At 53.9% G+C, this 24,216-nt stretch carries 17 protein-coding genes; 8 read left to right on the top strand and 9 right to left on the bottom strand.

Features of this window, described 5'->3' with window-relative positions; all coding sequences use genetic code 11:
- Nucleotides 1-198, bottom strand: a 198-nt coding sequence (locus ACEW72_RS11315) for a Sir2 family NAD-dependent protein deacetylase (protein ID WP_373476491.1), incomplete at its 3' end; no start/stop codon positions are given.
- A 234-nt stretch (nucleotides 199-432) separates the two neighbouring features.
- Between ACEW72_RS11315 and ACEW72_RS11310 the strand changes: the two genes are divergently transcribed.
- Nucleotides 433-1,728: a tyrosine-type recombinase/integrase gene (locus ACEW72_RS11310; RefSeq protein ID WP_373476490.1), complete on the top strand. Its 1,296-nt coding sequence runs from the start codon at nucleotides 433-435 to the stop codon at nucleotides 1,726-1,728.
- A 336-nt stretch (nucleotides 1,729-2,064) separates the two neighbouring features.
- On the opposite strand, the gene ACEW72_RS11305 is transcribed toward ACEW72_RS11310, so the two are convergent.
- The 8 genes from ACEW72_RS11305 to ACEW72_RS11270 form a co-directional block, all read right to left on the bottom strand.
- Complete coding sequence (locus ACEW72_RS11305) at nucleotides 2,065-2,550, bottom strand: DUF4440 domain-containing protein (protein ID WP_373476489.1); 486 nt, start codon at nucleotides 2,548-2,550, stop codon at nucleotides 2,065-2,067.
- Nucleotides 2,551-2,631: 81 nt separating this feature from the next.
- Nucleotides 2,632-3,996 carry an APC family permease gene (locus ACEW72_RS11300; RefSeq protein ID WP_373476488.1) on the bottom strand — a complete coding sequence of 455 codons (1,365 nt, stop codon included), beginning with the start codon at nucleotides 3,994-3,996 and terminating at the stop codon, nucleotides 2,632-2,634.
- Complete coding sequence (locus ACEW72_RS11295; RefSeq protein ID WP_373476487.1) at nucleotides 3,993-5,318, bottom strand: MFS transporter; 1,326 nt, start codon at nucleotides 5,316-5,318, stop codon at nucleotides 3,993-3,995. Before ACEW72_RS11295 ends, ACEW72_RS11300 begins: the two co-directional genes overlap by 4 nt.
- A 42-nt stretch (nucleotides 5,319-5,360) precedes the next feature.
- On the bottom strand, nucleotides 5,361-5,741 hold the full coding sequence (locus ACEW72_RS11290; protein ID WP_373476486.1) for a SnoaL-like domain-containing protein: 381 nt from the start codon (nucleotides 5,739-5,741) through the stop codon (nucleotides 5,361-5,363).
- 143 nt (nucleotides 5,742-5,884) lie between these two features.
- A complete protein-coding gene (locus ACEW72_RS11285) occupies nucleotides 5,885-6,337 on the bottom strand; it encodes a hypothetical protein (protein ID WP_373476485.1) in 453 nt (150 codons plus the stop codon).
- Nucleotides 6,338-6,399: 62 nt separating this feature from the next.
- Nucleotides 6,400-7,770 carry an MFS transporter gene (locus ACEW72_RS11280; protein WP_373476484.1) on the bottom strand — a complete coding sequence of 457 codons (1,371 nt, stop codon included), beginning with the start codon at nucleotides 7,768-7,770 and terminating at the stop codon, nucleotides 6,400-6,402.
- A complete protein-coding gene (locus ACEW72_RS11275; RefSeq protein WP_373476483.1) occupies nucleotides 7,767-8,303 on the bottom strand; it encodes a DUF4440 domain-containing protein in 537 nt (178 codons plus the stop codon). Before ACEW72_RS11275 ends, ACEW72_RS11280 begins: the two co-directional genes overlap by 4 nt.
- A gap of 443 nt (nucleotides 8,304-8,746) precedes the next feature.
- Nucleotides 8,747-10,714: a tetratricopeptide repeat protein gene (locus tag ACEW72_RS11270; protein ID WP_373476482.1), complete on the bottom strand. Its 1,968-nt coding sequence runs from the start codon at nucleotides 10,712-10,714 to the stop codon at nucleotides 8,747-8,749.
- Nucleotides 10,715-11,620: 906 nt separating this feature from the next.
- Here ACEW72_RS11270 and ACEW72_RS11265 point away from each other — a divergent pair.
- The 7 genes from ACEW72_RS11265 (at nucleotide 11,621) to ACEW72_RS11235 (ending at nucleotide 23,795) form a co-directional block, all read left to right on the top strand.
- Entirely contained in the window at nucleotides 11,621-11,815 is a 195-nt protein-coding gene (locus ACEW72_RS11265; RefSeq protein ID WP_373476481.1) for a plasmid-related protein, read from the top strand.
- A 248-nt stretch (nucleotides 11,816-12,063) separates the two neighbouring features.
- Nucleotides 12,064-14,691 carry an SNF2-related protein gene (locus ACEW72_RS11260; protein ID WP_373476480.1) on the top strand — a complete coding sequence of 876 codons (2,628 nt, stop codon included), beginning with the start codon at nucleotides 12,064-12,066 and terminating at the stop codon, nucleotides 14,689-14,691.
- Nucleotides 14,691-16,013 carry a hypothetical protein gene (locus ACEW72_RS11255; RefSeq protein ID WP_373476479.1) on the top strand — a complete coding sequence of 441 codons (1,323 nt, stop codon included), beginning with the start codon at nucleotides 14,691-14,693 and terminating at the stop codon, nucleotides 16,011-16,013. The genes ACEW72_RS11260 and ACEW72_RS11255 overlap by 1 nt, the downstream gene beginning before the upstream one ends.
- Nucleotides 16,010-17,971, top strand: coding sequence for a site-specific DNA-methyltransferase (locus tag ACEW72_RS11250; RefSeq protein WP_373476478.1), 1,962 nt, complete (start codon nucleotides 16,010-16,012; stop codon nucleotides 17,969-17,971). The genes ACEW72_RS11255 and ACEW72_RS11250 overlap by 4 nt, the downstream gene beginning before the upstream one ends.
- Nucleotides 17,972-17,980: 9 nt before the next feature.
- Complete coding sequence (locus tag ACEW72_RS11245; protein WP_373476477.1) at nucleotides 17,981-19,981, top strand: hypothetical protein; 2,001 nt, start codon at nucleotides 17,981-17,983, stop codon at nucleotides 19,979-19,981.
- A 2-nt stretch (nucleotides 19,982-19,983) separates the two neighbouring features.
- Nucleotides 19,984-22,995 carry a DEAD/DEAH box helicase family protein gene (locus tag ACEW72_RS11240; protein ID WP_373476476.1) on the top strand — a complete coding sequence of 1,004 codons (3,012 nt, stop codon included), beginning with the start codon at nucleotides 19,984-19,986 and terminating at the stop codon, nucleotides 22,993-22,995.
- Nucleotides 22,992-23,795, top strand: a complete 804-nt coding sequence (locus tag ACEW72_RS11235; RefSeq protein WP_373476475.1) for a TIGR02391 family protein — start codon at nucleotides 22,992-22,994, stop codon at nucleotides 23,793-23,795. Before ACEW72_RS11240 ends, ACEW72_RS11235 begins: the two co-directional genes overlap by 4 nt.
- Nucleotides 23,796-24,216: the final 421 nt, after the last annotated feature.

The following is a 24,216-nucleotide window of genomic DNA, read 5'->3' as shown; positions in this document are numbered from 1 at the left end:
CTCCTGAATCCGTTCGCGGCGCATGTCGTAGAAGCGAAGGACGAGGTCGGGGTCGCGTGCAAAAGCTTCGGGTGTGGCGACATCTTCAACGCGGTGCTGCTCCCACAGCCCGCCGGCGCTCCTGAAAGTGTCGATCCCGCTCTCCGCGCTCACGCCCGCGCCGGTCAGGATTACGATGTTTTTGATGTCTCGATTCACGCTTATTCCTTCATCGTCACCCTGAACTTGTTTCAGGGTCCATTTCGCCGCATAGAGCATAGGTCTTAGCGGACAGATGGATGCTGAACCAGGTTCAGGATGAGAGTATTTAACTAAAGTCCTATGAATAAACAACAAAAACATATATAAACATCCACACAGAGCCTACACAGATACGGCAAATCAATAACTTACGCCGCCAATCTGCACGGATTCTGCACAGTGGAGGATGAGATGGCGTTTATCACCGATAAGGAAGAACTCAAACCCGGACTTATAATCTTCCGGCGAGGCGATGTTACGCATCGCAACTTCTACTGCCGAATTAAGCTGCCGAAGGACGACCGATACAAGACCATTGCATTGGGGACGCCAGACCGCGATGCCGCGCGCGACCGCGCTTTCGACCATGACGCCGATGTGCGCTTTCGGCTCAAGCATGACGTGCCTGTATTCAACCGGCCCTTCCGCCAAGTCGCGGAAGAATTTATCGCCGTGCAGCAGCGCCGCGCTGATACGGGTGAGATTTCCCAAGCGCGCGTCAAAAATCTAAAAAATGTGCTGCTTGGTGCGCTAGACCGTTATGTGGGCAGCACACAGATTCATTTAGTGGGCCAAGATCGCTGGGCAGCTTATCCAACTTGGCGGCGCGAGAATGGCAAGGGACGCCATCGCGCGCAGATCAGCGATTCCACTATCAGCTTTGAAATGGGCGCATTCAACGCGGCCATGAACTTTGCCATCCGCAAACGCTATGTTCCAGCAAACCAGCGCTTCGAGAGCAAGCCCAAACTCAAAACCATGCGCCGTGATGAATTTACGCTGGAGGAATATCGCAAGCTGCATACTGCGGGACGCGCTTGGATCAAAAAGGCGACAAATGCCCCCGGCACATGGTCGCGCACCATGTGCTACAATTTCATGCTCATCATGTGCAACACCGGAATGCGCCCGCCCGAGGCCAAGAATTTGCGCTGGCGTGACATCATGCCCGCCAAGGATCGTGACGGCAAAGAAATCATCGTTCTTTTCGTTCAAGGCAAAGCCAAATCACGCAAGCTGGTCGCACCCAAGAGTGTGGGCGATTATCTTGATCGCATCCGCGCGATCTCAAAAGCTACGGAACCTGATGATACGGTATTCACAATCATCAGCGGCAAGCCCGCCAAATATCTCTTTGAAGATGCCGTTGAGAAATTGCTCACTCACGCGGAACTCAAAATTGGACCGAACGGGACACCGCGTTCAACCTATTGTTTCCGGCACACCTATGCCACCTTCCGCCTTAGCGAAGGTGTCGATGTTTACATCCTTGCCGAGCAGATGGGCACATCGGTCAAGATGATCGAGCAGCATTATGGTCATGTGAACACCATCAAACATGCCGACCGCGTGTTGCAGGGCATGAGCGGATGGGAACCGATGATGAACGATCCGGCAGTCGATGACGGAACAGCCAAAGCATCAGCGGGAGCAAAAGCCCGGCTTGCGGCAAAGCCGTCTCGTCGTGGACGAACACCACTCCGCTAAATCAAATTTCTCTATGAGGCCGCGCCCTAAGAGCGTCGCGCTGCGATGCTCCGATAGGACTCTTGTTGCCGGTCGCCGACTTGCCGCTGGCATTCTTGGTCGAGCGAATCCGGTTAGCTTGTTTGGCGGATCAATGGCCCGTCGAGCTTCGATGCGGCCTGCCATACAAGCACTTCCGCCTGTGTCTCCGAAGCGCCGCTGGCGTTCTTGATCGGGACACAGGCCAAGCAGGGTTGGGAAATTAGGGAAGACGAGCCTCGGTTCACCCCCAATTCTGCGTCTACAGCATTCCTGTCCGCTTCGCCGCTGGCGAGTTGAAAGCGGATGGGGACGCTGCTACTTCCCTATCACGGATTGAGCTGAGCGGGCCGTGGTAATCGGATCGGCATGGCGGTGGACTAACTTCCAAGCGCCGCCCAACCGTTCGTAAATGCTGGTGACGCGGACGCTGAATTCGGAATATTCGTCGCTTCCGGTTAGCTGAGCGCGGTCGTGCTCAATCTCGACCAAGCAGACGAAATCCGCGTCACCATACAGAGCAACCCGTTCAACCCTCGCCGTTCCGCGCTGATATTTATTGGCCGCATTGGCGAGCGTTGCCGCGACCGCCGCGCGCCCTTGACCAAACGGACCGAACGGATTGCCGAGAGTGATGTCGTCGCGCTCGGCAAACAGCGCGAGATAAAGGCTGGGATCACCGTTGAGGATCGCTTCGAGCGCGCGGTGGCTCTCGACTATGGCTGCTTCCAGTTGGCTCGCATTGGTGACCGGATCGACCGGCTCGGCGGCGGCGGGTGAGCCGATTGCTAGTGCAATACCCATCGCAAAAATGTTGATTCCAAAATGTCTCATATTGTCTTCTCCAAAAATTGCTTGAGGCGGATGAACTCACTTGTCTAACGCTCATGTAGCTTGCTTGTCACTAATGGCTGCGCGAACGCGCTCCCGCCCGAGATGAATGCCCACCGGAATACAGATGCCAATTAGGCCAATCATGTAAACGCCGCTGATCGGATCGGCGGCAATGAAGGCAATCAGCAGCAACACGCTGATCACAAGTGCCAGCGCTGGCAGGATCGGATAACCGACCGCGCGGAACGGCCTGGGCAGATCGGGCTGGCTGCGGCGAAGGGCGAAGAAGGCGGCAAAGTAGAGGGAACTGGCAAAGATCGACAGCGCCCCAGTCAGCTTGAACACGAAGATGAAGCCACCGGACCAAATCAGCGGAAAGGCAATCAACGCTGAGATGGCTAATGCCACGGTGGGGGTGCCGCCGCGATTGACGCGCGTCGCGGACTGAAGGAATAGCCCATCGCGCGCCATCGCAAACAGGATGCGCGGCGTTGGCATCACAATCGAATTGAGCGTGACCAGCGCCATGATTGTCGCGATCAGAGCCACAACAATATTGCCTGTTCGCCCGAATACTTGCTCGATCACCAACGCCATTGGCAATTCTGACGCGCGTAATCCGGCGATGTCGAGCGCCTTGAAGAGACTCAGATTGACCAGCAGATACACGCCGATAATGACGAATACCGAGGTGAACAGCGCGCGCGGGATGTTCCGGCCGGGGTTTTTGTCCTCTTCGGAAAAGTAGATCGGTCCGAACCAGCCGTCATATGCGCCAAGGATGATCTGGAGAGCGGTTACGATAGCGATGAAACCGGCAATGCCGCCGGGCAGTGCCGGGACATAGGCCGCCGCCGACGAAGGTGCCACGGCTACCGGATCAATCAAGAACGCGATACCCACGACCGCGCCCAATAGGCCGAGTTTGATGGCCGTGCCGATAATCTGCATCCACTTGCCCTCGCGTACACCCGCCCAATTGGCTGCTGTCACCGCGATCAGGATTGCCGATGCAGCCCATGGCACATGCGCGGCAACCCACGGGTTGATGGTGCCGAGAAAATCTGCGCAGGCAATGGCGACGGCAGTCGTTCCCGCCACATTTGCCAGCCAGTTGGTCCATCCTGACAGCAAACCCATCGTATCCCCGAAGGCGGCATGGACCGCGACATAATGCCCCCCCGCCTTTGGTAACGCCGCACCAAGTTCGGCAGTGACGTTCGCCGCCAGCAGAATAAACAGCCCCGCCACTGCCCACAGCGTCATCGCGATCCAGAATACCGGCACCTCGTTTACGATCACGCCCGGCGCGCGCATGATCCCGGTTCCGATGACCCCACCAACAGAAATGGCCAGCGCAAAGGGCAGGCCAAGACGTTTCTGGAGGTGGTTCTTGGTAGTTGGCGCTGCGGTCATGCCTGCTCCTCGGTGACAGCTTGCCGAACATCCTTATGCAGCAGCAACGTCAGCAAACCGGCGAAGCATATTAGCACGGCGCTGGCACCGTACATCGCCTGGAAACCGCCTAAAGCCTCCAAGGAGGGCAGGATGGCCGATGCGATCAAAAAACCGACGGCACCTACTGCCATTAGAACTGAGAAGGATTTGGCCGCCACTTCCGCCGCCGTTACCCGCATCGCCATTGCCAGATTGGCGAGGTAAAACAGAAACAGCGGCACCGATTTCATCCCAATCCATACGATAAACAGACGGCTGTCTTGCCACAGGCTGACATCGACCAAATAGCTTAGCATGATCGGCAATGCTGCGAGGCCAGACCAGAACGCGATCCGGCCCGGACCAAACCGGTCCACCATCCAGCCACCGATCGTGAGGCAGAAAATGCCAATCACGATGTTAAAGGCCGCAGACATCGAGCCATATTCCGACTGCGTCCAGCCGAGCTGGCGGATGACGAACAGGCCGTTGGTAGTGTCGTTAAGGCTTTGGTGGATGCCGTAAGTCATAAGAACGAGCACCATAATGATGGTGAGGCGCTGGATCAGATTGCGGAATACAGCGCGCAGGATCATGCCCCAATCATCGCTGCCAGACGCATCCCCATCCTTTGATGCGGAGCCACTGCTCCACGGCAGCAGTTTTTCGCCTTTGCGCTCTCTGATGCTTACCACAGCGAATGCGGGGATGAAGAAACATAGCAGTATCCCCAGCATGGCAATTGAAAACCCGTAATGCTCGAGCAGGTAACTGGTGATGGCGATCCCGCCCGCAATCCCGAAGACTTTTCCGCCTAACATGAAACCATTCATCCGGCCTTTTTCACCATCAGGCGTCAGATCGATTACCAGAGCGTCCAGCGCCACGTCCTGGATGGCGGTGAGGGTCGATAAGATCAGGATGATGGCGAGTACGACGGCCGTGTCGCCTGGCGCGGGCGATATGAATGCGGCGATAAGCAGACATGCTGCGATGCCGGCTTGCGACCCGATCAACCACGGCCGGCGCCGCCCCATTGGCCGCCAAGTGTATCGGTCAAGGAATAGCCCGGCGAGGAACTTGAAACTCCAAGGCAGGGCAGCCGCTGCCGCCGCCGACGCAACCACTGCGGTTGATTGTCCGTTAGCGGCTAGCCATGTCGGGATAGCAGCAAAAAACACACCCTGCGGAAACCCCTGCGCCAGATACAGCACCGTGCCCAGAAATAGGCGCAGATTCCGGCTGTCGGCAAAGGCGGGCAGTTCCATACCAAAAGTGGCAGTGTTGGTTTGTGTGGTCATATTTGAACCTCCCTTTCAAGAGGAGGGAGGAAGGCATCTGCATCAACCATAGAAAAATCTCTCTTCAATAATCTGGCCGTCGCCCACGGTGTAGGTGGCGATTTCGCTGAATGGTTTGCGTTTGCCGGTGGGGCGGCCATTGGTGAGGCGGGTGATTTCCATGTCGATGAATAAAGCGAATTGGTTGCCGGTGATGAACGGTCCATCAATCAGCACTTCGCTCATCGCATTGTCGTCAAGCCAGCGCTTCAATCTGGCAAGGGCGGCTGGCTTACCGCTTGCGACGGCTGGATCATTTGATCCGGATTTGGCTGGTTCAAATGCGACAATGTCGCTCGCCCAATATTTCTCTGCGGCGGCGAGCGTCTTGCCAGCTGCCATCAAAGCGGCATAATCATTCGCAATGTCGGCGAGACTTTGCATGGGCGTATCTCCCGGAGCTGAAAGGGCCATAATGAAAGGATAGCCCGGCGGATGACGGGTCGCATTCTCACCCGCCGGACTGGGTTGTGGTCTGGCCGGTCAACACAAAGGGTTGCACTGTACGGCCAGACCAAGCGCTGAAATTAGCGGATTTTCGCTTCCTGTAGAGTCATCGAGCCTGTCACCTTGCGGAATTTTGCCCGATTGCCGGATGCTGCATCAAGCTGCGCGTTGGTTCTTTTATCAAAAGCTTCCCATTCCTTGTTGCGCTTTTCAAATTCAGCGCCGCTCGGCATGGAGGGGAAGGTCTGCGTCAGGTACATCATCGGCTCACCATCGCGGCGATCGATATTATAGTAGATTTTATAGTCGCTGATCCAGCCCTTGGATTTGGCAAAATCCTGCTTTTTCTTCCACTCTGTGGCAAGATAAGTGGCGTATGCGGTTACGCCTCCGTCCTCAAGATAGATACCGGTCATGGTTGTGTAATCACCGGCTACAAGCGGAAAATCATCTGCCATTGCGGGCGTGGATAGCGCGAGCGGCGCGGCCACAATCATGGCAGTGGCCATCATCATAGTTTTAATCAGTTTCATCTTTCTTCTCCTGTTATGTGCCGCCCCGGAATTGGGGCAGCGTCTGCAAAAATCGCGACCGGTCAGGCGATGACGGGCTGTGGTAAGGGGGCTTTGTCCTCTGGCCGTGGTTCGGCGCTGTCACGGGCGGGGAGTGTTTCCTTTCGCCCCAATCCGGCGAAAAGACAGGCCGCCATTCCCACAGCGATTGAGATCGCGGCGACCAGAAAGGCGGCGTCATATCCATAGCTGTCGATGATCTGGCCATGCGCGCCCGCGCCAAAGGACCGGGTCAGGTTGGGGATCGCCATGAACAGCGCAAACATGCTGGCGGCGACGGCGGGATTGGTGAGGTTCATCGACCACGCGACGAAGACAACGAAAGATCCATAATTCCCGGCCCAAAAGACCACGGACCAAAGCTGCATCGCCAGCGTGCCGAATTGGCCCGCTCCGAAATATCCGGACAAGGCCAGAAATGCGCCTAGATTGGCCAGCAGCATCATCGAAGTGAACAGGACAAAGAAACGGGCCGTGCCAAGGCGGCTGACAATTGGTCCAGCGACAACCATAATCATAATCACCGAAATAAAGCCGGTAATACTGGAGAAATTGGTGAAATATGCGCTGCTCCAGCCCAGTTGGGATACGCTGTAACTTGGCCCGAAAACATCCGCCATCCCGACGCCGGAGTATATCATCCCGACGCCGGCAAAATACAGCAATGTGCGCCAGCGAAACAGGCCGCGAAGCACTTTACCGATGATCGGCAGCCACGGCTCCCCGCCCCGTGCAAGATTTTCGGGCGAGGCGGTTCCAGCCGTCCACGGCAGCAACCGCTCACCAACGCGCTCCCGCAGCAGTGTGACCATAATAGTTAGCACGCCCACCAGGAGCGCACAGGTCAGCGCTGTCAGTGCGACCCCGCCATAGACTAGCGTGACCCCCGCAAGCATTGCCGAAGCGGAAATCCCGACCACCTGACCGCCGCTCATGAAGGCAGTGATCCGCTCGCGCTCTTCCTCAGGCACCAGATCGACCGCCATGCCGTCCACCGCGACATCGTTAAAAGCCGAACACAGCAGAAGCGTGAAAATCAGTGCGGTAAGCACGGCAAGGTCTGTTGGACCGGGGTTCAGCGCTGCGGTGACTAGCAAAACCGCGATCATCACTGCCTGCGAGCCGATAATCCATGCCCGCATCCGGCCCATAGGGCGGTAGCAGAAACGGTCCATCAAAAGCCCGTTCACCAGTTTCAGCGACCACGGCAGCATCACGATACCGATGAACGCGCCGATTTCAGTTGCACTCGCCCCATTGGCGGCAAGCCATGCGGGAATAGCGACCTGCGCTAGTCCAAAAGGTATGCCTTGCGTGACATACAATAGGAAGAACGCCCACAGCCGTAGGCGGCGGTTTTCGGACAGGGCGGGGAGCGCGGTTAATATGGTCATCTGACCGGCCCGTCGCTGTCAGCCAATGCGGGCGGTGTGTCGGAAATAATTTCACGGTAGATTTTCATCGATCCGTCGGCCTGCCGCCGGAAGATCATGACCCAATTACCCGTTTCGGTGACGACCTTGCCACTGGCGGGATCGGTAAAATCATAGGCGTAGCGGGATGTGTAAATCGCCATATCTCCGGCCTGCGCGACTTCGATATTTTCATCCGAAACGACGAGCTTTGCCGCCGGATCGGCAAGTTGCTGGCGCGCGTTTGCCAGATTGGCCGCATTGTCTGCATTGGGTTGCCCGTGGAACATCTGCACAAAATCGGGAGCGTTGAAACTGACCGCCTTTTCCGCATCACCGGTATTAAATGCGGCGACAACCGCACTAGCATTTGCCCGCAATTCGTTGGTGATCGCTGAATTGCCGATTGCAACATTTCTATCTTGCGCTGCATGATCTGGTGGTGATCCACATGCCGCAATTGATGCCAGCATCGCTGCCGCCGCTATGCTTTTGTGAATGATGAGCTCGCCCATTGAATTTCGCCCCCCTTAATTTTCCGCTGACAAATCCATCAGGTCGTGAATATTCCGCAGAATATTGTCTCGAGTGTTGGTGGCGAATTCTCGGATTCCCGATCAAGGGCAGTTTCCGTGTAATGCGCCTGCATGATCGACTGCTGACTTGGCGAATTTTTACATTCGGAACCATTCTTCGCAGCGTGTGAAAAGTCTTGCTGTCCATTGGCACAGGCGGCCAACGGACTAATGAAGAGTGCGGCCCGATTGGCGAAAGCTCTACGCATAGATTGTCCCCTAGCTTCCTTGCAGATACAGCTCTCCCTGTGGCGGAATCCCGGTATTCCGGAACCCGCCAGATGGCTTTTCATGTCTGCGTTTACGATGGTGTGTTATTGCGCCCGAATGTAACTTCGGGTCAACGGCGCTACCGTCAATAAAGCGTCAATAATGATGTGGATTCAGGAGCAAGGTTCTGGAATCAAGTCCGGCCAGCCATATTTTTCCCATGCCGCGACCAATCCGATGCGTTTTGCAAAATCCATGAAGTCGGGATGTATACGAGTCTGTCGGATCGGTTCAATGTCGGCCCAGAGCGACATCAGGCCCACCATATTAGGCGGCGTAATCTGTTTCCCCAAAGTCTTGAATACCATTGGAGCATAACCCATCCAGATTGCGGGCCACACAATTGTCGGGTCACACGGGTCAGGAAAGGAGGCATGAAGCATTTCCAGCATCTGGCAATATTGCTGTCGGTCGTCCTCCCGGCCACTATGGACACCCTTGGCCGCGAGCAGCCAATAGGCGTCCATCGCTTCGGGTGACATCGGCGTGGTTCCCGCTGGCGGAAAAATAACGCTATTCATCAGCAATCGGGTTTTTTTATATTGCTCTACGGCAAGTTCGTGGTTGCCCGAAGCCGCAGTTGCCGCCGCCAAATGAAGCGAAGGTTGACCAAGATCGGCCATCCGTTGACCTGCACGTATGGCAGCATCGATATTGCCTAGGTTGAGCTGTGCAACACACAGCATCCCGTAATTTCGGCCGTCGACGGGATCCTGATCAATAGCGGCCTCTATATAGGGCAGTGCCTCGGCTGTTCGTCCGCAATAGAGCAGAAAAGATCCAAGGCGCATTACCACAGCCGGATTTTCAGGCTCCAACTGATAGGCTTTCAACGCCAGATCAAGCGCGCCCACGGCGTCATTCTGGGTCCATTGATACAGGCCCAGCATGGCATAGGCATGGCCTGGCTTCGGCGAGAGCTCGATTGCCTTTTGCGCACATTCGGCCATGCGCTGGACTTCCCCTAATTTATCGAGGCAAGGCGTATAAACCGCTGTATAAACGTGCGCCTCTGCCAGCGCTGTCCAGCATTCGGCAAATTCCGGTTCCAGCTCTAATGCCTGTTCGAGCAATTTAATTGCCGTGCCGAGCACTCCGTCCCCGATAGCGCGGCGGGTCAAGGCCCGGCCTTGCAAATAGAGCCCGTATGCTTCCTTATTGTGCGTCATTGGGCGAATATCGGGTTCGGCAATATCCAGTTTGAGCGCAGCGCCGAGTTCTTTGGTTATTTTGCGCGCAAGCTGCTTGCGGGAGGAGAAAATATCATCCTCCGTACCATCATAACTATAACTCCAACTCTCGAAGCCGGTTTGCCCGTCAATCAAACGCACATTCATGCGGACATCGGTATTGTCCCTTTGGACAGAACCTTCGACCAAATGGGAGACATGCAGTAGATCGGCAATTTCCGGCAATGAGAGCTCGGTATCTTTAAACTGGAAAGACGATGTCCGTCCCGCAACCAGCATCTGCGGAACTTGTCCCAGCGCTGTGATCAATTCATCAACGATACCATCGGCAAAATATCCCTGAATATTCTCGCTATCTTGCGAGGCAAAGGGCAATATCGCAATTCGCGTCCTCCCGCTTTGCCGGTCGGCCATGATCGCGCGGGATGATGCCGGGTGCCGTGCCATCCACGCATCAAGCAACTTATCTTGATCCGCCGGGTTTCCGGATGTTTTCAACTTGTCCAAAGCATCGCTAATTTGCGTTTGCAATTTCTGTTCTATCGCCTGCCGTCGCTCGGCAAGCCATGCTTCGAACTCCTCTCCAAAATTCAGCTGATCGAGCAACTGTTTGCCGCCAATGTCCAATAGCGATGCTGTTGCTTGCGCCCACTTGCCATCGGCAAGCGCTTTTTCCAGATCATCCAAATCGGACCGCACGGAAGCGGTATTGAGGCTTATCCGGCTACGCGAGATTTCAAGCAGATCGCACTCCAACGGATCAAGTATTTTACCAAGGCCTAACAAACACTGACGCAGACTTGCCCGTGCCTGCGCTTCAAAACGCCCTGTCCAAAGCAGCTTGCAAATATGATCACGTTCAAGTGATTCATCTGGTTCGAGAAGAAGCATAGCGATCAAAGCGCGAGCACGCCGATTGGAAATCTCAATCTCTTGACCGGAACTGGACAGCAACTGAAACCCGCCAAAAAGCTTAGCCTCCAATGGCATACCGAATTCTATCCCCCATCTGCAGCAACATATTTACAAATTCGCCGACAAATTTATGTTTTCGGCAGCGAGAATCGCTAGCACTTTCCTATGAAATTTAGAAGGTTAATCAAATCTATGGAGCGTGCTCTTTGATTAGGCACTGATTACAGCAGGATTTTTGACAGACTTCCTTTAGCTACTTGGCGTCACCTAACGGCCACCCATCTAACATGTCATTACGTCAACATTGACCCTTGGATTGAAAAGGAACAGCGCCGAATAATTAGTGCAGATTGATCGGCGTACATTTTTGATAGGAGCAATTTATTGTGGGTGTCTCGCCAGAACTCTTCACAAGGGATGTTGACGGTAATTTACGGGTGAACAAGTGGTCGAGCTAAGCTTAGTCGCGCACCACTTTTTGTGGGATTCCCTTACACATGTCTTACACACTTACACAAAACCTTACACAAATTTGACTTGACCAAAAATTTACAATTTGTTATCAAATAGTTACGGTTGCCTCGTCCCACTCAAAATGCGGTTCCGCAAGGAGTGCCCGTTCGAGTCGGGCCGGGGGCACCATCTTCACATGATCCAAAAGCGGCCCAGAACTGGGCTTTGGATCATGTTTGATCGGGGTGAAATGCTCCGAACGGTCATCACCCCAAACCTGCGAAATGACAGTCGAACGCCTGTCATGCTGGCCACTAGAATCCTGGACGGGATTCGGCCATCGCCCACACGCCACAAATGCAAAGCCTTTCTCAAGCCTCGATCAACTTTGCCCTTGGGAAACGTGTATCCATTGGCTACACCGATCTAATGTCAGGGAAAGACTCAGGCTTTCGCATTCGGGTCGAGCGCCCGCTTCACGAACAGTTCCTGCAAGTATGCCGATCCAATGATCGGCCCGCTGCGCAGGTGCTTCGCGAATTCATGCGCGATTATGTTGCACGGAACGCAGACGAGGCCGAGCGGACATTGGAAAGCAAGAGTGCCAATCAGGCAACGAAGTAAATTAGGATGAACGTGCAGCAAGGGACTTCGACCACAACCGATTATCATGCCAAGCTGTTCGCCCACGAGTTGAACAGGCGGCATTCGGTTGCCGATGACGAGAAACTTGCCGGTGCGCTTATGGATGCTCAAGTTGACCTGAATCCGCATCAGGTCGAAGTCGCGCTGTTCGCGTTCAAATCACCGTTATCGAAAGGCGCGATCCTTGCCGACGAGGTGGGGCTTGGAAAAACCATTGAGGGGGATTGGTGCTCGCCCAGAAATGGACAGAGGGCAAGCGCCGCATACTCGTCATCACGCCAGCCAACCTTCGCAAGCAATGGTCGCAGGAGATCGAGGAAAAATTCTTTCTGCCCACGGGCATCCTTGAAGCTCGAAATTACAACAAGCAGAAAAAGGATGGCGCGCGCCGCCCTTTTGAACAGCCGCACATCGTCATTTGCTCGTTTCAATTCGCGGCGCGTCACGCCGAGGAATTGATGGTCATCCCGTGGAGCCTTGTCGTGATCGACGAAGCCCATCGCCTTCGCAACGTCTATCGACCCGACAATCGTATCGGGCGCACGTTGAAGACCGCACTCGCCAATGCGCCCAAAGTGCTTTTGACCGCGACCCCGCTCCAGAATTCTTTAATGGAGCTTTACGGGCTGGTGAGCTTGATTGACGATTATGCGTTCGGCGACGCCAAAAGTTTCCGCGCCCAATATGCCCGATTGAATGACGGGCAGTTTGACGAGCTGAAAGATCGCTTGCAGCCTATCATCCACCGGACGCTTCGCCGTCAGGTGCTTGAATATATCCGCTATACGAACCGCATTCCGATTACGCAGGAATTCATCCCGACCGAAGCGGAGCAATCGCTCTACGACATGGTGTCGAGTTACCTGCAACGTCCATCATTGCAGGCATTGCCGTCCGGGCAGCGCACCTTGATGACACTTATCATGCGCAAGCTCTTGGCGTCATCGACATTCGCGATTGCGGGCGCGCTCGATACGCTGGCCCGCAAACTGGAACGCCAGCTCAGGGACGACACTTCGCTGCGCCAGAAGATGGAAGAGGAAATTGCGGAGGACTTTGAGGAGTTCGACGAAATCGTGGACGAGTGGACGGACGGCGAGGATGAACCCGAGCTTTTGACCGCCGACGACATCACCGCCATCGACGCAGAAATTGCCGATCTTCGTAACTTCCGCGACCTTGCCGTTTCCGTGACCGAAAATGCCAAGGGGCAAGCCCTTCTGAGCGCGCTCAGCACGGGCTTTGCCAAGGCGAAGGAATTGGGTGGCGCGCGCAAGGCTATCATTTTCACGGAATCGCGGCGGACGCAGGAATACCTTGTCCGCTTGCTCTCCGAAAACGGGCATGGCGACGAGCTAGTCCTGTTCAACGGATCGAACAGCGACGCGCAGTCGAAAGAAATTTATGTGGCATGGGTTGCGCGGCATAAAGGCACTGATCGCGTAACCGGATCACGCACCGCTGATATGCGCGCTGCGCTCGTGGAGTATTTCCGCGAGAAGGCGTCGATCATGATTGCGACCGAAGCGGCAGCGGAGGGGATCAACCTTCAATTCTGCTCGATGGTTGTCAACTACGACCTGCCCTGGAATCCGCAGCGGATCGAGCAGCGCATTGGACGTTGCCATCGTTACGGCCAGCGCTTCGACGTTGTGGTGGTCAACTTCCTCAACAAAAACAACGCTGCCGATCAGCGTGTCTATCAGCTTCTCGCCGAGAAATTCAAATTGTTCGACGGCGTGTTTGGCGCTTCCGATGAGGTGTTAGGCGCAATTGAATCGGGCGTGGAGTTCGAGAAGCGCATCATTTCCATCTATCAAAATTGCCGCACGACCGAGGACATCGAAACTCAGTTCGAGCAGCTACGCGCCGACATGGACGAAAATATCACCGTCACAATGGAGGATACGCGGCGCAAGCTCCTCGAAAATTTTGACGCCGAGGTTCACGACCGGCTCAAAATGAACATGGACAAGAGCAGGGAATATCTCGACCGCTATGCGCGGATGCTTTGGTATGTCACCAAGCATGAATTGGGGAAGCTCGCCAAGTTCGATGACGATTACCTCAGCTTCAATCTGAAAGCCCCGCCATCGGGCGCAACGGTTCCTTCCGGCCATTACTATATGTCGAAGCAGGGTTTGGACGGCCACCGTTACCGACTTGGACATCCACTCGCGCAGCATATCATGGCGGATGCCGCATCCCGTGCATTGAACGGAGCAAACTTTCAGTTCGATTACGGAGCATGGCCGCAAACATCGGTCGCGCTTGAACCTTTCATCGGATCACAAGGCACGCTGATCGCGCACAAATTATCCGTGCGCGGTTCGGACGATCAGGATCATATCATCATCGCGGCGATCACCGATGATGGACGCCGTATCGACTCCAAAGCCGCCATGCGTTTGTTTGAGCTTCCCGCGCTCAATCTGGGCGCGGCGGAATTGACCATATCAACCACCGTTGCCGAGGCCGTGCAAGCCGAACGCCAATCCATCCTAGAAGCAATGGCGGTGCGACAATCTGCATGGTTCGATCAGGAAATGGACAAGCTGGATTGCTGGGCCGAGGACAAGCGCGCCGGATTGAAAGCTGACCTCAAGGATCTGGACGACCAGATCAAGGCCATGAAAAAGGAAGTCCGTCAGACCGGAAACCTTCCCGATAAGCTAGCACTGCAACGGAAAGCCCGCGCGCTCGAAACGATGCGCGATGACGCATGGCGCGCCTATGACGAAGCCGCCAAAGAGATTGAAACGCAGAAGGATGGATTGCTGGATCAGGTGGAAGAGCGGCTTGGACAGGACGTTTCCGATGAGCCGCTTTTCGCAATCCGCTGGAGTATCAAATAATGACGAACGGACTCGTGGTCAGCAGTGTGCAACTTCCAGCGGTTTCGAGCTTCTCCGCACCAATGCTGACCGCGCTTACGTCGGCTCTTGGCATTGATCGCTCTGTCCTGGCATCAGATGATCAAATTCAAAATGCGTGGCAAAATTTGCCACAGCTATTGTCCAATATCCCTCCGCATCTTCGGACGGAGGGTATGGCGCGCATGTGTGTCGCAGTCGCGACGGGCCTGTTTGACTCTGCGATAAACTACGCATGGAACGCTGCAATCGTGGAGTTGCGTGATAAAGTCCGCCGGTTCGGTATCCACATCATTCCACAGATAACCGACAAGGATTTTGACGAGGCGAAGCTCCTCGACATGCAGGATTCAGAGCTGCTGAATCTATGCTTAAAGCTCAATCTCATTTCTGAGACGGGCTTTTTTATGCTCGATCAATGCCGCGATATTAGGAATAACTTTTCCGCCGCCCATCCAGTCATTGGCAGCATCGACGAATATGAATTTATCAGCTTCCTGAATCGATGCAGTCGCCATGCGCTGAGCGATGAGCAAAATATGACCGGCGTGGACATCAAGGAGTTCATGACCGCCCTAAATGCCAGCGGCTTTTCGCCGGAGCAGATGCAAATCTGGTGCGACCGGATCACAAAGACGTTCGATGCGCAACGCGATGCGATTTTTGGGATGCTCCACGGCATCTACTGCGATCCAGCCAAGGATGAACATTCGCGGGTTACGGCCATCACGATCTGTAGCGCGTTTGCGCAATCTTTCTCACCAAACTCATCGTCTGGCCTAATCAATCAGCATCAGAAATATCAAGCCAAGGGCGAGCAAGACCGGTTCAAAGCGTCTCAAGCCTTCTTTGAGAACCTTGGGCTTTTGGGTTTGCTGTCTGAGACCGAGCGCCATGCACTGATTTCAGCCGCCTGCAAAAATCTCATGACCGTCCACCAGGGCATGAATAATTTCTATAATGAACCCCCCTTCGCCGAACGGCTCGCCAAATTGTCCGTTGGGCATCAGATTCCCGAGACGGTCAGGCGAGAGTTTGTCGAGGCTGTCGTGACATGCTCTGTTGGAAATCCTTACGGCACTGCGAATTCCGCCGACTTGCATTACCAGCAAATAATTACCGGATTCTCGCCCAAGGAAATTCAGGTGATGCTGGAACTTCCATCAATACCGACGATCATCGCAAGTCGCATTTCATCGCATTCTCGGTGCAAGGATAAGTTCAAATCTCTGGTGGTGTCGCTTCAACCAGCAAGTATCCCCACCAGTCTAAAATCTATTTACGAGAAATGGCAAAAGGCATGACGCAACCCGCAAAAATGGACCTTACGTCAATGGACGTGGCAGCGCAGAAGCGCGAGGAATTGAAGCAATCTCTCGGGATGGCCTTCCCCGAGGTGTTTGCCGAAGGCTCCATTGATTTTGACCAACTCAAACGCGTTTTGGGTGAATGGGTTGACCCAAGCAAGGAACGCTTTGGGTTGAACTGGGCAGGCAAAGCCGAGTGTATGAAGGTAATTCAGCAGCCGAGCGTCGCCACCTTAAAGCCCATGCGCGAAGAGTCCGTCAACTTTGATGATACCGACAATCTATTTATTGAAGGTGACAACCTTGAGGTGCTGAAACTTTTGCAGAAGGCATACTTCGGCAAAGTGAAAATGATCTATATCGATCCGCCATATAACACCGGAAACGAATTCATTTATCCCGATAAATACTCAGAGTCTTTAGAAACATATCTTTCATATACTGGGCAAGTCGACTCTGGCGGTAAAAAGTTTTCTACAAACAGCGAACTATCAGGTCGGTTTCACTCAAATTGGGTGAATATGATGTATCCGAGACTTTATCTCGCAAAAAATCTCTTGTGTGACGACGGTGTGATTTTCATGAGTATCGACGATAATGAATTGGACAGCGCCCGAGCCATTTTGAAAGAAATATTTGGCGAAGAAATGTTTATCTCCCAGATAATTATTCAATCCAACAAACGCGGGCAAACATATAAGGAAATTGCAAAAACCCATGAGTATTTGCTCATGTTTTCAAAGGGTGACGATTACACTGTATTCGAGCTAGAGAAGCATGGCGACGCGCTCCCCTTCAAAGATTCGATCGGAGCTTACGATTTATGGGAGCTTAGGAATAGAAACCCAAAATTTGGTCGGCATAATCGCCCGAACCTCTTTTACCCGATTTACGTCGCTCCGGCGTTGCTAGACGAAAGCGGCTATGCTCGTATCAGTCTCACTTCGTCTCCTGAATTCAATGTCGAAATTCTGCCTCGCAACAGCGAAGGTGCGGATAGCTGTTGGCGCTGGGGGAAAGACAAGGTTTCAGGCTCGGGCTTGGGGACCGCCTGCCCCAGTGCAGTCGCAAAACAGCGACGTGATGGTCACTGGAACATCTACGAGCGGTCACGCAAAAGCACGACGAAAGCAAAATCGTTGTGGACGGACACCGACGTTATCAGCGAGCAGGGAACTGTCGAGTTAGGTCAGTTGGGATTGGCAAACATATTTGACCATCCGAAGCCAATCGGCCTGATCGAGAAGTGCCTCAAGATAGGCACTACGGACGAGGACATCGTGTTGGATTTCTTTGCAGGTTCCTGCACGACCGCCCATTCAGTGATGCGGCTCAACAAGGCAGATGGAGGCAAGCGGCGTTTTATCACGGTGCAGTTGCCAGAGCCATGCGACGAGGAGACAGCAGCCGCTAAAGCGGGTTTCAGAACCATCGCCGCAGTAGGGCGTGAGCGAATAAGGCGTGCCGCCAAATCTTTGGTTGATGACGACGCAGGCAAGCTGAATCTGCAATCGAGCGCGACATTGGACCTAGGCGTGAAGTCGTTCCGCTTGGATCGCTCCGCTTTTGCATTGTGGAATGGTGCGTCGGAAGCGTTCGACGAGGCCGGAACGCAACTTGATTTGCACGTCGATCATATCAACGAAGCAGCTAAGCCCGAAGATGTCCTATATGAGCTTCTACTTAAGGCGGGATTTGAGCTGACCACAAAGGTCGAGACGATCAGCATGGCGGATTCAATCGTCTTTGCGATCCATGACGGTGCGCTGCTAATTTGCCTTGAGAAGGACATTACCCCTGAGCTGATTGATGCACTGGCCGAAGCAAACCCCCTTCAAGTCATTTGTCTCGACGAAGGCTTCAAGGGCAACGACCAGTTGAAGGCGAACGCCGTTCAGACATTCAAGGCGCGCGCCCAAGCCGAAGAATCTGAAATTGTGTTTCGGACGGTATAGGGGCTTGCGATGACCGACACAGCCCCACCAACATCGTTGCACCTGAAGGAAAACCTGAAGGGTCGCATCGACAATCTCGCCATGTCGCCGAGCTATGCGAATACCCTCATTCCGGTGTTCGAGGCGCTGATGAACTCCATCCATTCGGTGCAGGAGCGGTTTGGCGATGATTGGGTGACGCGAGGATCAATCAACCTGACGGTCGATTGCGACAGTGAGGGTAATCCTGAGTCCTTCGTCATCACCGACAATGGGGTTGGGCTGAACGACGACAATTTTGAATCTTTCCGCACATACGATTCACGTCTGAAAGCCAAGAAAGGCGGCAAGGGTGTCGGGCGGCTGACCTGGCTCAAAGTGTTTGAGGGCGTGAAGATTATCAGCAAGTTCGAGTTGCCAGCGGGCGTTTCCCAACGCTCGTTCGACTTCGTGCTGGATAATGAGAAGGCGTTTCAAAACTACGCGCTGCGAAAGCTGGACACGAAGCCAGAGTTGCAAACGCGGGTCGAACTTCGCGCGCTCAAGGACGGCTATCGCTCGCATTGCCCGAAGCGCCTTGAAACCATCACGCATCGGATCGCGGCACATTTCCTGCCGTTTCTCATCGGCGATCAGTGTCCCGATATTACCGTTTCAAGCGCAACCGAGAACCACAGCCTTCGACAGATTATCGAAGCGCACACCCACAATCCGCAGAGCCTTTCTGTAGATGTGCAGGACGTTGGCAATTTCACAATCAAGCACTTGCTTTTGAACAAGGCTTTGGTCGAAGGCGGCACCGAACACACGGTATATCTGGCAGCGCACGACCGTATCGTCACGGATCACGGCATCAACAATCAGACTGGACTCGATTCCGCCTTCAATTTTGAAGACGAGCAAGTTTTTTATGTCGGCATCGTGTCGAGCGAGTTTCTTGACAATAGCGTCACGCAGGAACGCAACAATTTCGACATTCCGAAAGCGACGATGAAGCAGATTACCAAGGCCGCCGAAGAGGCCGCCAAGGTATATCTGGCAGACCCGATCAACAGCCTCATTGATGCCAAGGCGCAAACAATCGAGCGCGTCGTTACAAATTTCCCCCGCTATTCTTACCTTGTGCAAGACCGAAAGGAATTTGCCAGAGAGCTACCGCTCAACAGCAAGACGGAGGAAGCGATATATCAGGCGATGTCGGTTTACGATTATCGCGAAACGCGCGACCTTCGTCGCGATTTGAACGCGCTTGTTTCGGCGGAGTCCGAGCCGACCCAGACGGCTGAGTTCAAACAGAAACTCGATCAGGTCATGGAGCGCGTGGGCGAACAGGAACGCGCATCGCTCGCTGAATATGTCAGCAAACGAAAGCTGATTATCGACCTATTGGAGCATCGCCTCGGGTTCGAGGATAAAGAGAAGCAACGCCTCTACACCGAAGAGGCCGTGCATAAGGTAATTTGCCCTCTGAAGGTGAATTCAGGCGACATCGAATATGGCAATCACAATCTGTGGCTGATTGACGACCGGTTGGCGTATTATGACTTTTGGGCTTCCGATCAGCAAATAAGGAAATATGCCAAATCGTCGGAATGCGCAGATCGACCGGATTTGATCCTCTTCCAAGGGAGCAATTTGCTCCAACGGGAGGGGACCGATCAGCCCATCGTAATCGTAGAATTCAAGCGGCCAGCGCGCACGGAATACAGCGATGACGAAAATCCCATCAAGCAGATTTACGATTACATCCGGGAGCTGCGCGAACACAAAGTCACCGACAACAACGGTAAGCTCATCACTCAGATCGGCGCTGACACCCCGTTCTTTTGCTACCTTATTTGCGACATCACCCCGCGCCTGAAAGCAATTTTGGAAGACTATAAGATCAATCAAACCCTGCCCGGTGGGCGCGGCTTCTTCGGATATAACGATACGCGGCGCGCCTATGTGGAGGTTCTGCAATATGGTCAGATCGTGAAAGACGCCCGCCTTCGGCATGAGGCGTTTTTCAAAGAGCTGGGGATCAACTGACCATGAAGTTGAAATTCGACCCCACGCTTCAATATCAACAGGATGCAATCAACGCCGTTGTCGGCGTGTTTGACGGGCAACCGTTTGTGCAATCAGCGGCAACCGCATTTCAGGCATTGCAGATTGGCGGGCTGTTTCAGACCGAGCTTGGCATGGGCAATCGACTGACAATCGGCGACGAAGACCTATTGCAGAATGTTCACGCGATCCAAGAAGCCAACGACATCGAGCGCGCGCCCGTTGCCACCAAGTACTTTACCGCAGGCATGGCAGTCGGACAGCCATTAGCATGGCAAGCGTTGGAGCATGGCAACGAATTCTCCATCGAGATGGAGACCGGCACGGGTAAAACCTATGTCTATCTTCGCTCGATTTTCGAGTTGAACAAAGTTTACGGCTTCAAGAAATTCATCATCGTCGTGCCGAGCGTGGCGATCCGCGAAGGAGTGCTGCATTCCATCACGACGATGAAAGAGCATTTCCAAACGCTCTACGAAAATGTGCCGTTCGATCACTTTGTCTATGATTCAAAGCGGCTTGGCAAAGTTCGTCAGTTTGCCAGCAGCAACCAGATTCAGATCATGGTCATCAACATTCAGTCTTTTCAAAAGGACGTTGCCGACAAGGATTTGGCGGAGATGACGGACGAGGAGTTGAAAAAGCTCAATGTCATCAACCGTGAAAATGACCGTATGTCGGGCCGACGCCCCATCGAGTTCATTCAGGCTGCGAATCCCATCGTCATCATCGACGAGCCGCAGAGTGTCGATAACACCGACAAATCACGCCGCGCGATCAGCAACCTCCATCCGATGGTGACGCTGCGATACAGCGCGACCCACCGCAATCCCTACAACTTGCTTTATAAGTTAGACCCGATCCGCGCTTACGATCTACGCCTTGTGAAGCGTATTGAAGTCGCGTCCATCAAGTCCGAGGACAGCTTTAATGATGCCTATGTGAAGCTGCTGAAAACCGACAACAAAAGTGGGATCAAGGCTCAGATCGAAATTCACAAGGACGGTGCGAGCGGCCCGGCTCCAGCTAAGATTTGGGTCAAGCAAGGCGACGACCTGTTCGTGAAATCCGGCGAACGCGAGGCATATCGCGAAGGCTATATCGTGCAGAATATCGACTGCACGCCGTCCGCCGAATATCTCGAATTCAACCAAGGACGCTTCCTTGAACTTGGTCAGGAAGTGGGCGGGCTTGGTGAAGACGTTATGCGCGCTCAGGTATTTGAAACCGTTGAGCAGCATCTCAAGAAAGAGCGCGCGCTCAAGGGTAAGGGTATCAAAGTTCTTTCCCTGTTTTTTATCGACCGCGTGGCAAACTACCGCATCTACAATGACGATGGCACAACCGGCCTTGGCAAAATCGGACAGTGGTTTGAAGAGGCATATCGTGAGTTGGTCGACAAGCCGATCTACAAAGGGTTATCGGCATTTGAAGCGGAACAGGTTCACAACGGCTATTTTTCGCGGGATAAACAGGGCAGAGCCAAAGACACTCGCGGCAATACCGCTGATGACGATGACACCTACAGCCTCATCATGCGGGACAAGGAACGCTTACTCGATACCGCCGAACCATTGCGCTTCATCTTTTCGCATTCCGCTCTGCGTGAGGGCTGGGATAATCCCAATGTCTTCCAAATCTGCACACTCAATGAATCCCAATCGGCCGAGAAGAAGCGTCAGGAAATAGGCCGTGGGCTTCGCCTGCCCGTCAACTCCGCAGGTGAGCGCGTCCATGACGAAACCGTCAACCGCCTCACCGTGATCGCCAACGAGTCCTACGAAGATTTTGCCCGTTCACTGCAATCGGAGTTTGAAGAAGATTTTGGCATGAAGTTTGGCAAGGTCGAAAAGATCGCCTTTGCCAAGCTCGTTCGCGAAGCTGAAAACGGCACGGATAAGCCGCTCGGTCAGGACGCCTCGGCGCGGATATGGGAAAATCTTGTCGCCAACGGCTATCTCAACGCCCTTGGTGAAATTCAGAACAAGTTTGACCCGAAAAACCCGCATTTCAAACTTGAGATTGCAGATGAATTTGCCGCCCTTTCGCCTGAGATCATTGATGAGATCAACCGAAAGTTATTCAAGAACCGCATCGCCAATGCCCGCGACCGACGCGAACTGAAATTTCGAAAAGAGGTTCAACTTAGCGAAAATTTCACAGAGCTATGGGATCGCATCAAACATCGCACGCGCTACCGCGTGACGTTCGATACGCCCGATTTGATCGAGCGGGCGGTGAAGCGGATTAAACAGAACATCGAGCCGATCAAAGCGCCGCGCATTGCGACGACCGTTGTCGAGGTCGACATTACCGACGCGGGCGTGTCCGCTGACCGGCAGATTGCGACTCGTGTTCGCGACGCGGAACAAGTGCAATTTCTGCCCGACATTCTCGCCTTTCTTCAAAAAGAAAGCGAGCTAACCCGACATACTCTCGCAGCGGTATTGAAGCAGTCAGGCCGCTTGGCAGAATTCAAACTCAATCCACAAGCGTTCATGGCAGCAGTCGCCAAGGAAATTTCCCGCGCGCTGCACGACCTCATGTTGGAAGGCATCCAATATGAGCGGGTCGCCGATCACCATTGGGAGATGAGCCGGATCGAACAGGAAGCTGAACAGGGCATCGTTCGGTATCTCAGCAATCTCTATGAGGTGCAGAATCGCGCAAAATCCCTCTTTGACGCCATCGAATATGACTCCGAGGTGGAGCGTCAATTTGCCCGTGACCTAGACAGCAACGAAAATGTGAAACTCTTTGTCAAGCTGCCTTCATGGTTCAGGATCGACACGCCTATCGGCCCATACAATCCTGATTGGGCATTTGTGACTGAGCGCGACGATAAGCTCTATTTCGTCCGCGAAACCAAAGGCACGCTCGATTCAGAAGATCGCCGCACCAAGGAAAACCAGAAGATTACCTGTGGACGTCGCCATTTTGAATCGCTTGGTGTGGATTACGATGTTGTCACCACACTCGCGGAGGTGGCGATTTGACGACTAAGACATTTACCCAAGATCAGTTGGAAGCCATCGCGGCAGCGTTGGGAGATACTGATTTGGGTTTGTCTAACACCGAAATCGAGTTCCTTTTTACATCCAGCAAACTTGTTGATCCTGGGCCATCGACCAAGCGAATCCGCATCTACAATGCGTTTGCCACAAGCCAGAACGAACGGCGTGATCGACTGCACGTCTTGGCTTTCATTCGGCAGGCGATGGCTCCAGCCCGATATGCGAGATCACCAGATCGCTACGAGCCGATGCGTGCAAATCTGAATCGCGCGCTTGCTTTTTGTGGCCTTGAAGTCACGCAAGCAGGCGCGCTTCAGTCAGGTCAACGAGTGCGGACATTGCCGGATGCGGAGATCCGTGCGCGCGAGCTTCGCGCCGATATGGTAGGGCGCGGTGTTCATGCAGACGTCCTGAGATTTTGTAAGGCCGAACTAATTGCTGATGACTATTTCCATGCTGTGCAGGAAGCCACGAAGAGCGTGGCTGATAAAATTCGTTCAAAGACAGGACTGCTTGATGATGGTTCTGCGTTGGTAGATCGCACACTTTCCGGCTCTCCTCCGATGCTTGCCATTTCACCGCTAAAAACGCCGAGCGAGAAGAGCGAACAAACTGGTTTTGCAAACCTTGTGCGCGGAGTGTTTGGAATGTTTCGTAACCCTACCGCTCATGAACCGCGCGTCCATTGGAACATGCCGAAATCGGATGCCGAGGATATTTTGACCATTGTTTCGTTAATTCACCGACGCCTTGACCAGTCGTGGATGCCGCCACGATCTTAGTGTTGCCAACCGTTGCCCCTGCGATTGATCGGCGAATTTGGGTAAAAAGCAATTAGACGCTGCCTGACGGCGACCCGCTCTATTCGCTGACGCGAACCAAGCCTGTAGTCTTGGCCGTTGCCGGTGACGATCGGGAGCGTGGGAAGTTGAGCGGGAAATTCCAAGGTCGCACTCTTTCCCGCTTCGCTCCTTGAGGGTGCGGCTTCCCTGAGCTGACCCGCTGGCGCTCTTGCCTCTCTCCTAGTCGGATGGGCGCTGGCGCACAGTTGCGCGCGCACACCACCCACGAGTCTCTCAAAACCCATTTCGGCATCTGACCTATCAAGTTGCAAAGGAATTAACTCATGCCGATCAAATCACATGGTGTGGATTACCGTCGCCATTCCATCAAAACCATGAAGTCAGGTGATGCGTGGCAAGC

Origin of the sequence: Sphingorhabdus sp., assembly GCF_041737645.1 — a bacterium.
Taxonomy (GTDB): Bacteria; Pseudomonadota; Alphaproteobacteria; order Sphingomonadales; family Sphingomonadaceae; genus Sphingorhabdus_B.
Note: the sequence above shows the minus strand (reverse complement) of the source record. Positions and strands in the feature narration are given on the sequence as shown.